Raw genomic sequence first — 11173 nt, forward strand, 5'->3', positions numbered from 1 at the left:
GGTCCGCGCGTTCTCAGCATCTTTCTGTTTCAACGCGTGATCGCTACTTGCCGTCCATTCCGGGCGGCGGCTGGAAACCGAGCGCGGGGATCGCTGGCTCCAGGTTGGGCGCTGGGAGCGCCAGGGTGACTTGCTGACGATTCTTTTCGAGCGTTGTCGTCCGCGCGTCCACCGAGCGAAGAACCCATCCGGCCTCGGCTTCGCCAACATGGAGACGGACGACCGAATTGGCGGCCTGGTCCATAAAAATGGCTTCAGGGTCGGTCTCGCCCATGATCGTCCCGATGAGGGTGAAAACCGGACGCTCCGCCTCCCTTTGGGCGATGATCGGCGGCGGCGGCGGTTCGACTTCCGGCTCCGGCGCGACGGCTTGCGCCGGACGCCTGGAGGGTGAGAAGATCGGCCGTTCCTGCGTGACGGACAGTAGGGCGAGGGGAATGCCCCAAAGCGGATTGCCGTCTGAAGCCGCCTCCTGCCCTGCAATGTCCTTGGCGGCGATTGGCGGACGCCCCGGATCCGCGCCAATTAGGCGAGCGTCGCTTTCCTGAAGGCTCACGCCGATCACCGCCTGGGCGTTGGCCCCGTTCGAAGCGAGCAGGGCCGCTAATGTGATGCAAGCCGAAATCCGAATCATTTTGTCACCTGCCATTGACCGGACACGTCGATCTGAACGCGCATCTTTCCGCCTGCGGTTCCGCTTAAGCCATCCGCGCCGCCGCCGCCCTCGGAGCCGGACTGGGGCGCCTGCACTACGAGCTGATCGACGAAGAGGAAAGGCATGCCAGCCTCGAGATCGTAGAGCAACTGCTGGAGGACGGTCTGATCGATTTCGCAATTTGCCGAAAGGCTAACGTAGCCCTCCTTGGATAATGTTCCCTGAAGCTCAATTTGTGAAGACAATACATTGCCGCCGACCGCATTGACCGCAGCCACGACCCGCTGCTGGAGCGCGGCGCCCGCCACGGTCACGGTCGGGCCCTCCAGAAACGGCGAACCGGCGGCGCCCGGTCCGGAACCGGCGGCCTGTGCGGTGGGTTTGCGGCCTTCGAGCCGGTCGAGCAGATCGGTGGCGGCCGCGTATTCGGCATAGTCGCTGGCGAGTCCGGCAAGCGCAAGCCAGGCGATAATGATCAAACCAGTCAGGGATGCGACATAGCCCAGCAGCGGGAGCGCGTGCGAGCGCGTGAACAGGCTTCGGATCGGATGGGGGGAGAGCGCGCGCGCGGTCATAGGCTTGGCTTATAAACTGGCTCGATGTGAACTTCGATGTAAAAATGTTCGCCGGCCTCGGACGGCGATCGCGTGGTTGGAGCGTAAAAAGTGGCGCTGGTGAAATGCGAGGTTTGTTCGATGAGGCGGATCAGCGATGGGGCGTCGCGCGTGAGGCCGACGATTTGCATTTTGTCGCCAAGAATTCGGAGTTCGCTGAGATAAGTGTCGTCCGGCAAGATCCGCGACAAGGCCTCGATGACGATGACCGGGGAGGGCGTCTCGCGCTTGCGGCGCTCCAAAGCGCGCGCCGCCGCGCTCGACCAGTCTTGTCCGGGTTGGATCGCGGCTCGGCGCGCGGCGATCCGCCGGGTCAGGTCTTCTCGTTGCGCTTGGAGGTTGTCCCCTAAGATCGTGCCGACAGTGAGCGAGGCGCCGGCAAGCGCGCCCGCGCCGGCGAGCAAACCGATCAGAGCGCGGCGGACGCGCGGCGCCTCGACCTTGTCCCGGATCCTCTGCTCGAACACCTTGATCGCCGCGACTTCAGCCGTTTCATTTTGGGGGGCGGCCAAAACAGTGAGCGCATCGACGCCGAGGCTTGAAATCGCATTCGCAAACGGCGCGATAAGGCCTCGCGCGGTCGCCGCGATGATGACCACCATCCGCTCGCTGGAGCCCTCCTCCGGAGGCGTCCAGCCAAACGCTGCATCCGCCGCGCTCCACGGCGTCAGGCGGTCGATCTGGGCGCGGACGATGCCATCGAGAAAATCGGTCGCGCGGCGCGGCAGTTCGAGCGGCCGGTACATGAATCGTTTGGATTGCAGCACGAGTTCGACTTCGGCGCCGCGCAGGATCTCAGCCAATTTCGGCGAGACTGCGGGATCGATCCGTCCCTCGACAATGGCGAATGGCGCGATCGCCATATCGGGGGGGAGCTTCTGCGCTGTTCCTTCCAGGACGAAAAGACCGTCCTTTCCCTCGACGAACCGCAGGTGGCGAGTCGCGCGGAACGAGTCCCAAGCCGAAAGAATGGTCGTCGCGACCCGATCGATCCAGCGGGAAAAGGCTTCGGCGATATCGCGGAAGGAGTTCATTGCATCTCCATTCTGGGTCGGGGCTCAGACCGGGCCATCGAAATCGTCGCGCCACGACAAGATGCGATAAGGCTCGGCTCCGCCATCCATAATGAGAATGACGACATCGGCTTGCACAAGCCGGCCGGTTTCGAAAGCGACTTGGATGATGGCCCGCGCCGCATTTGCGCCTTCTGACGAAACGCTGGTGCGGGATTGACCAAGCAGAGGGATGACCGCCTTTGGATTTCGAGGATCGCGCTGTTGGAGAATCGCCGCGGCTATGTCGGCGGTCATGAAGGGCAGCGACGCGACGACTTCGGGAGCCGCCTCGTTGACGTCGATTTCCGGCTTGCCATTGAAAATCGTTACAAAGGGGAGCGCGCGCTCGGCAAGCGCCGGCGGCATTCCCAACACGAGCTTCAATTCAGCGACATTCTGAAACGGGGCCTGGCGCGGCGCATAATCCAAGCGGGCGGTCCGATACCGGTCGGCTTCTTCGTTCTGGCCGGTGAGCTCGCTCTTTTTGCGCCAGCCGATGATGCGCTCCGCGATAAAATCGGCGTCGTCCTTCTTGGCGCCGAGGGTCGCGAACAGCCCGGAAAGCATCGGCTTGGGCGCCAGGTTGAGATCGATCCGCGCCGCTTCCGTGCGAAACGCGACGCCGACCTGCGAACGGCCAAGTTGGAATCTGAAGGCGCCCGATGTCGGACGCGACTTTTCATCCGGCGCCGCCAGTCGAAAGGCGGTGAGTTCGAGCCCGGCGTAGACCAAGGCCTCGACCTGAACTCTGTCATTGTTGACGCGCGCCGCGATCGCCGTATTGGCGACATAAGTCGCATAGACGCCGACGAGCGTCGCCAGCGCGGCGAGAATCCACAGCACCGCGACGATGATGAAACCATTCGAATCCCGCGTGGGCGGCATTGCATCCGCATCTGCTGCGTCTTGGTGCATTGCTTGAACGCATATCTCCTGCCGCTGCGCCCAAAGCAGCTTCGCGATTGGCCGAGCGAATGTCCGGTTGAAGGCAAACATCGGTTCTCTTGCGTCTCGTGGAAGCAGGTTCCTATGAATCAGCGTTCTCTTTCCGCCGCGTTCCCGCCGCTTGGCTCCGGAATGCCGTTCTGATCAAGCGCCGAGACGCATCCCGATGCCGAACTGGCGCTCACGCAGAGAGCCGGCGCGGTTACATGCAGCAAGGTCGCCGTCGTGTCGGCCAGGATCTGGTTCGTCCCGGCGTCGCGGACAATGACGCGGACCGCCTCCGGCAATCTTGCATTGTTGCTCCAGACATCGCGCCAAGCGCGATCGTGGCCTGCAAATGCAAAAGAAATCCGATAGGGAGCGCGCACCAGCGTAATCGCATCGGCGAAGGCGTCAGAATCTGGCGCTCCGCCGCCGAGCGGCGCGTAAGGGGCGCGGGCGCGCACCAGCGCGACGCCTCGAGTGTCGGAACTCTCGGCGAGCCGCACAATTTCGAGTCCGCCTGATGCATTGGGGCCGATCGCCGATCGTATGAATGTGACGGACGAAGACGTTCCATCGAAAAAGGGGCGCTTTTCGGCGGCGTTAGGCGAGATAAACTCTGCCGCGGCCAGATCGGCGACGATCCGTTCGAGGCCAAGACCAAGCAAATCGGTTCTTTGCACGCGAATGAAGCCGGCCTTCCAATTCGGCATCCATTGCGCCGTGACGGCGGCGAGCGTGGTGAGAATGAGTCCTGTCAAGGCGACTGCGATCAAGGCCTCGAAAAGCGTGAAGCCGACTTGTTCGCGCGCCAAGCGACAGGGAAAAAGGCGCGGGCGTTTCATTGATCGGTCCTGAGGCGCAGGCGAATGGTGTCGATTTCAAGCAGCGTTCCGGACGGCGATTGCACTTTAATGACGACCGTTTGCGGCGTCCAGCGATTGGCGGCGCGGGGATCGACCAACTCGTTTGGAAAGGGCGAGACGTCGAGCGACCAAGCATGGCCCGCCATTTCGCCGGAAAGATTTCCGGGCGAAAGGCTGTTGCGATTGGGCAGGCCAGCCTCGATCGCCCGGGCGGTTTCGACAAGCCTGAGATGCGCTTCGATCCTTGCGGAGCCGCGAATATTGGCGGCCATCAATGATCCAATCGCGGTCAGCGAGACAGCGACGACGGCAAGCGCGACCAAGGCTTCGATGAGGGTGAATCCTGCCCTGGAATCTTGTTCGGCGCCGGCCTCGAGGTCGGCGCCGACGGGCCGGCGATCAAGAGGCTTTGATCGGAACAATTTCTACGCCCCCGGTCAGCCAAGTAATGCGGATTTCGTAGATCGCGCCGAGCCGCGAGAGGGTGATCGCGCCGCCGCAGGACATTCCCGACGGGAAGAAGGAGATGGTCGTTCCGGCGGTGCGCTGGCCGCATTGCGTCGCCAGCAATGCGTTGAACGCGACGTCCTGGGGGAAGCGCACAAAGCGCGCGCTGGCGCCGGAGCGGATGGTGCGGGAGATCGAGCTGAGCTGTGTTGCGACCGGCGCGCCGCGCCGCATCGCCGCGTGGCGATCGGCTTTGAGCAGCGCCGCTGTCTCCAGCGCATAGGCCTCCAGCATTGCGCGCGAGGTGCCGCGTGGAAAAGCCGGCAGGGCAATAGCCGCGAGCAGGGCGATGATGGCGAGGACGCAGACGGTTTCGAGCAAGGTGAAGCCACCTTCGCCAGATCGCTCGTTCGTCGACGATTTCGTCGGCCCTGCTTTTGTCGCGCTCATCGACGCTCCCAGCTGGTGACGTCGGCGGCGGTGCCTGTCCCGCCTTCCTGACCGTCCGAGCCTAGCGAATAGATATCGTAAGGCCCATGCGCGCCGGGCGCCTTGTACAGATAGGGATGTCCCCAAGGGTCGTTTGGCACGGCGCTGTTCTTCAAATAAGGGCCGTTCCAGGCCGAAGCCCCGCCGGGCCGCTGGACCAGGGCGGCGAGGCCCTGCGAGGTCGTCGGATAGCGGCCGAGATCGAGATAGTAAAGATCGAGCGAACTGGCCAAGCTTTGGATCTGAATGTTCGCGGCCTTGACTTTCGATTCGCTGAGATAATTGAGGACGCGCGGTCCGACCAGGCCCATGATGAGGCCGATGATGGTGATCACGACCAGGATCTCGACCAGGGTGAAGCCGGCTTCGCTGTCCCTCGGGGCGGTTGGCTTCAGCAGTTGATTCCTGCGCGGCCGCATCTTGAGTAAATTCATCGTGATCGTTTCCTGGTTCATCCGACGACTTGGCTGACTGACATAAGAGCGGTCATGACCGATACGATCAAGCCGCCGACGATAATGCTGATGCCGACGATCGCCGCCGGTCCGACGATGCCGACCACCCGATCGAGGCTGCGTTGGAGCTTGGCTTCGTAAAATTCGGCGATTCGCTCCGCGAGCATCGGCAATTGTCCCGACTCTTCGCCAAGCCGCAAGGTGCGGATCGCCATCGGCGGAATTGCCTGCGTCTCGGCCAGCGCATCGGATAATTTGCCGCCGTGGCGGACGAGATCGACCGTCCGGCTCCACGCCGCGGAGCGTCCGGTCGTCGCCATCATGTCGGCGAGAATGCGTAAAGTGGACGTCAGCGGCACGCCGCTTCCAAGCAGGACGCCGAGGTTGCGGCAGAACACCGAGGTCCGGTGAAAGCTCAAGATCCGGTTGACGATAGGCACATGGGCGATCGCTTCCATGATCCATCCCCACACCTTGGGCTGGCGCAGGAGATACCAGCCGCCGCCAATGAGAATGACGAGCCCCGCCGCGAGCGCCGCCGTATGGTCCTTGAGCACATCGGACAGCGACAGGAAGGCGGCCAAGGCCGGATCGATCTTGGCGTTGAAGTCGCGCAGCACGTTGGCGAATTGAGGCAGCACGAAGACCAGAAAAAAGAGGAGGACGGCGCTCGCCGCGCCCAAGACAAAGGCGGGGTAGCGCAAGGCGTCGCTGAGGCGTCGGCGCAGCGCCTCGGAGCGAACCCGCTCCGTCCCAAGCACTTCGAGAATATGGACCAGGGTGCTGGAGGCCTCGCCGACCCGCACCAGCGCGAGATACATTGGCGGAAACAGATCGGGATGGTGGCCGAGCGCGTCGGCGAAACTTTCGCCAGCGAGAATGGAGGCCGTGATCTTGGACACGGTCGGGCGCAGCCGGTCGATGTCGGAATCGGCCGAGAATAATTCCAGGGCGTCGTTGATGCGGGCGCCGGTTTTCAGCAAAAGCGCGAGATCGCCGGTAAAGATGGTTACGTCCCCAGGACGTGCCCGGGACAGGAAGGAAAAGTCCCAGCTCACGCCGGGCTTGGCGGCTTCATCGCTGATGGTCTCGATCGGGATGAGGCCGAGATATTCGATGCGATGGGCGACTTCGGCCGCCGTCGGCGCCGAGATTGTTCCGCTCACGACTTCGCCATTATGGGTCAGCGCTCGATAGCGGAAACTCGCCATGGGATCAGCGCACCGTCGTGACGCGAAGGACTTCGGCGGCTGAGGTGACGCCGGAGCGGCATTTGGCGATCGCGTCCTCGATCATGGTCGTCATTCCGGCCTTGCGCGCCGCGCGGTCGATCTCCCGCGCATCGGCATGCGGCCCGACGAGTTCATAGACCTCATCCTTCAATTCAAGCGCCTCGAACACGCCATTGCGGCCTCGATAGCCGACGCCGCCGCAACGCTCGCAGCCGACCGGCTCGAAGACGCTGTCGCCCGCCTTCAGGCCGAGCGCGCCATAGCGATGGTCGGCGTCGACATCGGCGCAACTCAGGACTCGTTTCCGCTTGCAGCGATCGCAGAGAATGCGCACCAGGCGCTGTGCGATCACCGCTCGCAAGACCGATTTCAGCAAGAAGCCCTCGACGCCGAGATCGAGCAGGCGGGGGACCGCCGCCGCGGCGTTTTCGGTATGCAATGTGGTGAGCACGAGATGGCCGGTGAGGGCGGCGTTCACGGCGATATTCGCGGTTTCGGAGTCGCGCACTTCACCCACCATGATGACGTCTGGATCCTGGCGCACGAAAGCTCGCATCGCAGTGGCGAAAGTAAGGCCGATCGAGGGCTTGACCTGCGACTGGTTCACGCCGGCAATTTCATATTCGACCGGATCCTCGATCGTGAGAATTTTGCGCGAGGGGTCGTTCAGCATCGACAGCATGGTCGCCAGCGTCGTGGTCTTGCCGCTGCCGGTTGGCCCCGTCACGATGATCAAGCCATGAGGGAGCGCCAGCAGCCGGTTCATGATGATTTCATCGGAACGCGACAGGCCGAGCTTGGCGACATCGAGGAGGCCGCGATCGCGCGGCAGCAGGCGGATGACGGCCGACTCGCCGTGCTGGGTCGGCATTGTGGCGACGCGAATGTCGATTTCCGTGCGGGCGACCCGCTGCCGCGCCGCGCCATCTTGCGGCAGCCGCCGTTCGGCGATGTTGAGGCCGGCGAGGATCTTGATGCGCGAGATCAGGGCTTGGGGCAGCGCATCGGTCGGCGCGGTGACCTGGCGTAGCAGTCCGTCGACCCGCATCCGCACCGAAAGGCCAGTGCGGAGCGGTTCGATATGGATATCGCTGGCGCGCAGCTCCATGGCTTTTTCGAGCATGTCGTTGACGGCGCGCACCACCGGGGCGCCGCTCGCCAGATCGCGCAGGCTTTCAATATCGTCATCGGCGCGGGCGCCTGTCGCGCCGCTGTCCTGCGCCGCCGTCTCCTCGCCGCCAAGCCGCTCGCCGAGGATCGTGGCGATGTCCTCGAAGGAGGCGACCTCGACCGCGATTGAACCGCCAAGAACGATTTCCGCGGCATGGACCGCGGCGAGGTCGCTTGGGTCGGCGACGGCGAGCTTGAAATGGCCTTTTGGCATTTCGAAGGGGAAGATCGCCGTCTCGCGCAGGAACCGCGGCGAAAACCGTTCGGTCAATGCTGGGACAGCGACAAGCTGCGGCAGGTTCAGGCGCTTCAGGCCATAAAAATGCGCGACTTCGTCGGCAAAACCATTGGCCGAGAGATCAGTCGATTCCCAAAGCTTTCGAAGCGAGCTTTCCCCGTTTGGGCCAGTCAAGCAAATGGAGTCGTCAATCGCGTCGGAAGCAAGATAGTTTTTTGCAATCAGATGTCTTGCAAAATCTTCAATAACATTGGGAGTCATTGCCGCTTCTCTGGAATTCCGTGAGTATTCATGCTCTATGACAGCCCCATGAAAACCATGTATTAGTCACGGTAGTCTTGCTAATATAGCTTGATCTGTACATTAAATTTAGCCAAATTGAATTGCAGTGTCAAACTCAACGCTCCGCAGTCGATCAAAGCAATTCGCATCCGCCCCGTCGTCTTCATTATCGCCGCCATCGTTAGCCATCCTGAGCGCTGCCCTAGATCGTCCGCTCGAGCCGCCTTACCCAAATGCACATTAGCAGGTAACATGCGCGGCGTCGGCGCTCATCAGCGGGAGCTTTTCTGTCATGGGGCGAATTGGGATTTTAGTGCGCGGGGCGGCCATAAGCTTTGCCGCCCTGGCCGCCGGCCACATCGCGCAAGCCGCGCAAACCCGGTATAACCGCGTGCTGCTGATTAGCGTCGATGGCTTGCATGCGGTCGACTTGCGCAATTATGTGGCGTCGCATCCGAACGGCGCGCTGGCCGCGCTCTCGAACCATGGCCTGACCTACGCGTATGCATCGACCTCGGCGCCCTCGGATTCGTTTCCCGGGCTGCTGGCCCAGGTCACCGGCGGCACCGCGAAATCGCACGGCGTATTCAACGACGCATCCTACGACCGCTCGCTATTCGCGCCGGGCTCGAATTGTCAGGGGCCGCCTGGCGCGGCGGTCTCGTTCGATGAAAGCATTGACAATGATCCAACGAGCTTAGCCGCCGGCGGGACGCTCGGTCAGCCCTTGACGCAGATCAACGCGGCGAAATTGCCGCTGGCATTGATAAATGGCGCTTGCGCTCCAGTCTATCCAAATGATTTCCTTAAAACAAATACGATTTTTGAGGTCATCCGCAGCCACGGCGGCCGCACCGCCTGGTCGGACAAGCATCCCGCCTATGACATCGTCAACGGCCCGTCCGGCAAGGGCGTGCAGGACTTATTCACGCCGGAGGTCAATTCGAACGATCCTTTGACCGGCCAGGATGCCGCCAAGGGTTTTCACAGCATTCAGCGCAACGACCTGCGCAAGGTCAACGCCCTCCTCAACCAGATCGCCGGAAAGGACAGCGCCGGCTTGGCAAAGGTCGGCGCGCCGATGATTTTCGGAATGAGTTTCCAGGCGGTCAGCGTCGGACAAAGGCTCGCCTTGGGAAACAAGAACGATCCGGCGGATGCGGGGCTGATCGGCGGCTATGCCGACGCCGCGGGCCTGCGCCCCAATAATGGCCTGCAATCCGAGCTGGACTTCGTCGATGCCCAACTCGGCGTTATTACCGCCGCGTTGAAGGCTGCTCATCTCGATCAAGGCACTTTGGTCATCGTCTCCGCCAAGCATGGCCAGTCGCCAATCAATCAGGCGCTGCGCAAGGCGGTCGATAGCGCGCCTTATGCAGAAACGCCGGGCATTGCGGCCTATACGGCCGACGACGCCGCTCTGATCTGGCTGGCGCCGGCGCAGCAATGGCAATCCTATCTGGCCGCGAAGGCCTACCTGGTCAGCCAATCCTCGGCCCTTGGCATCGTCAAAATATTGGACAAGGATGACCTTTCTCGGCTTTACCGAAACCCCTTCGTCGACAATCGCACGCCTGATTTCATCTTAATTACGACGCCGGGCTTGATCTATGCGGGCGGCGCTAAGCTTGCCGAGCACGGCGGGTTTGCAACCGACGATCGGAATGTCGCGCTGCTCGTGTCAAATCCATCGATCGCGGCGAGAACCATCAATGACGCGGTTGAGACGCGGCAGATCGCTCCCACCATTCTCCGTAGCCTCGGTCTTGATCCGAACGAGCTTAGATCCGTCATCGTCGAATCGACGAGCGAACTTCCCGGCCTGCGCGAGCCTGGGGGTTCCAGATAGAGGATTTCGAGGGTCGGTCGCGCCTTGCTATTTTTGAGTTCTGGCCGGCGCGCCGGTAAGCTTGGCTCCTTTTTGCCATGATCAGATGGCCGCCGAGGGGGAGCTGGCGCCGCGGGAGCGCCAATTCTCAATTGTAAATTAGCCAAGCCTGAGCCCGACGGCGGCCATGGAGCATGAGGCCATAAAAATGCGCGACTTGATCGTCATCACTGCACCAGCGATGCTCTTCGGCTGACGAAAATCTTGAGCAAGGGCGGAAAGGCCTCTGGCTTTTTTTGGACCGTTCATGCGTCAAGACCGAAGGCTTGGAGCGGGCGAAAGCTTTGCCGAGCGGGCTTGTGCGCTTAATTGTCCAGTCGCCTATTCGGCTTTGCCGATAAAGTAACAATAAGTATCGAAGCATCGTTATAGCCTATAGTGTCCGTCTTAACTTTGGAGGGAGCGCGCTTTGATATGCCATTTCTATAATATGAGAGGGCTTTCCTTGACTCTGGCCGTCTGATTTGGCAAAGTTAAGCCCTGCGTCGCGATTTGGCGCTATTCGAGTTTTGTTTGCGGCTCCGGCGCATGGATCCGTATTGCTTTGGGTAGGATTTTTGTACAGCGTTTGGGGACGGTTTTGCGGATTGGGACGCGGCGTTTTGGCGGGCGCGTTATTTTCGTTTGGGTTGTTTCTGCTGCTGGCGGGGCTGTTGGGGGGGTGCGCGCCGACGTCTTTTGGGGTTGGCAGCGGAGGCACGGAGCTGCCGGACGCGATGGACCATGTGCGCGGCCTCGATCTGCAGCCGCGCGCGCCGCGGGCGGCGGAGGCCGTCAATGTCGAAACCGGGGTCGGGGACCGGCCGCAGGTCTATTATGGGGTCGGCGGCGCGTCGGCGGCGCGGCCGTTGGGCG

11 protein-coding genes are annotated in these 11173 nt (G+C 62.1%); 1 reads left to right on the forward strand and 10 read right to left on the reverse strand.

All coding sequences use genetic code 11. The features are described 5' to 3' along the window. Window positions 1–43: 43 nt before the first annotated feature. From DL86_RS18650 to DL86_RS06670, 10 genes are all read right to left on the reverse strand, one after another. Entirely contained in the window at window positions 44–634 is a 591-nt protein-coding gene (locus tag DL86_RS18650) for a hypothetical protein (RefSeq protein WP_051952842.1), read from the reverse strand. Next, window positions 631–1230 (reverse strand): type II secretion system protein GspM, encoded by a 600-nt coding sequence (gene gspM, locus DL86_RS06630; RefSeq protein ID WP_084572745.1) that lies wholly within the window; start codon window positions 1228–1230, stop codon window positions 631–633. Before gspM ends, DL86_RS18650 begins: the two co-directional genes overlap by 4 nt. Continuing rightward, window positions 1227–2303, reverse strand: a complete 1077-nt coding sequence (locus DL86_RS06635) for a PilN domain-containing protein (RefSeq protein WP_036259486.1) — start codon at window positions 2301–2303, stop codon at window positions 1227–1229. Before DL86_RS06635 ends, gspM begins: the two co-directional genes overlap by 4 nt. A 24-nt stretch (window positions 2304–2327) precedes the next feature. After that, window positions 2328–3209, reverse strand: coding sequence for a type II secretion system minor pseudopilin (locus tag DL86_RS06640; RefSeq protein ID WP_036259648.1), 882 nt, complete (start codon window positions 3207–3209; stop codon window positions 2328–2330). Between the two features lie 149 nt (window positions 3210–3358). Beyond that, complete coding sequence (locus DL86_RS06645; RefSeq protein ID WP_051952844.1) at window positions 3359–4096, reverse strand: PulJ/GspJ family protein; 738 nt, start codon at window positions 4094–4096, stop codon at window positions 3359–3361. Beyond that, window positions 4093–4539 carry a prepilin-type N-terminal cleavage/methylation domain-containing protein gene (locus tag DL86_RS06650; protein ID WP_051952846.1) on the reverse strand — a complete coding sequence of 149 codons (447 nt, stop codon included), beginning with the start codon at window positions 4537–4539 and terminating at the stop codon, window positions 4093–4095. The genes DL86_RS06645 and DL86_RS06650 overlap by 4 nt, the downstream gene beginning before the upstream one ends. Further along, on the reverse strand, window positions 4517–5014 hold the full coding sequence (locus DL86_RS06655) for a prepilin-type N-terminal cleavage/methylation domain-containing protein (protein ID WP_051952848.1): 498 nt from the start codon (window positions 5012–5014) through the stop codon (window positions 4517–4519). The genes DL86_RS06650 and DL86_RS06655 overlap by 23 nt, the downstream gene beginning before the upstream one ends. Continuing rightward, window positions 5011–5472, reverse strand: a complete 462-nt coding sequence (gspG, locus tag DL86_RS06660) for a type II secretion system major pseudopilin GspG (protein ID WP_051952874.1) — start codon at window positions 5470–5472, stop codon at window positions 5011–5013. Before gspG ends, DL86_RS06655 begins: the two co-directional genes overlap by 4 nt. Before the next feature lie 32 nt (window positions 5473–5504). Beyond that, window positions 5505–6719, reverse strand: a complete 1215-nt coding sequence (locus DL86_RS06665; protein WP_036259490.1) for a type II secretion system F family protein — start codon at window positions 6717–6719, stop codon at window positions 5505–5507. A 4-nt stretch (window positions 6720–6723) separates the two neighbouring features. Next, entirely contained in the window at window positions 6724–8409 is a 1686-nt protein-coding gene (locus tag DL86_RS06670; RefSeq protein WP_036259492.1) for a GspE/PulE family protein, read from the reverse strand. A 313-nt stretch (window positions 8410–8722) separates the two neighbouring features. Here DL86_RS06670 and DL86_RS06675 point away from each other — a divergent pair, with 313 nt between their 5' ends. Continuing rightward, window positions 8723–10279, forward strand: coding sequence for an alkaline phosphatase family protein (locus tag DL86_RS06675; protein WP_036259495.1), 1557 nt, complete (start codon window positions 8723–8725; stop codon window positions 10277–10279). The last annotated feature ends 894 nt before the right edge of the window (window positions 10280–11173 follow it).

This window comes from Methylocapsa aurea (genome assembly GCF_000746085.1).
GTDB lineage: Bacteria > Pseudomonadota > Alphaproteobacteria > Rhizobiales > Beijerinckiaceae > Methylocapsa > Methylocapsa aurea.

Bases quoted from the DNA above. Each gene is read 5' to 3' on its own strand.
- DL86_RS06655 (WP_051952848.1), bottom strand. From the start codon at position 5,014: ATGAGCGCGACAAAAGCAGGGCCGACGAAATCGTCGACGAACGAGCGA.
- DL86_RS06670 (WP_036259492.1), bottom strand. From the start codon at position 8,409: ATGACTCCCAATGTTATTGAAGATTTTGCAAGACATCTGATTGCAAAA.
- DL86_RS06645 (WP_051952844.1), bottom strand. From the start codon at position 4,096: ATGAAACGCCCGCGCCTTTTTCCCTGTCGCTTGGCGCGCGAACAAGTC.
- gspM (WP_084572745.1), bottom strand. From the start codon at position 1,230: ATGACCGCGCGCGCGCTCTCCCCCCATCCGATCCGAAGCCTGTTCACG.
- DL86_RS06675 (WP_036259495.1), top strand. From the start codon at position 8,723: ATGGGGCGAATTGGGATTTTAGTGCGCGGGGCGGCCATAAGCTTTGCC.
- DL86_RS06640 (WP_036259648.1), bottom strand. From the start codon at position 3,209: ATGCCGCCCACGCGGGATTCGAATGGTTTCATCATCGTCGCGGTGCTG.
- DL86_RS06665 (WP_036259490.1), bottom strand. From the start codon at position 6,719: ATGGCGAGTTTCCGCTATCGAGCGCTGACCCATAATGGCGAAGTCGTG.
- gspG (WP_051952874.1), bottom strand. From the start codon at position 5,472: ATGCGGCCGCGCAGGAATCAACTGCTGAAGCCAACCGCCCCGAGGGAC.
- DL86_RS06635 (WP_036259486.1), bottom strand. From the start codon at position 2,303: ATGAACTCCTTCCGCGATATCGCCGAAGCCTTTTCCCGCTGGATCGAT.
- DL86_RS18650 (WP_051952842.1), bottom strand. From the start codon at position 634: ATGATTCGGATTTCGGCTTGCATCACATTAGCGGCCCTGCTCGCTTCG.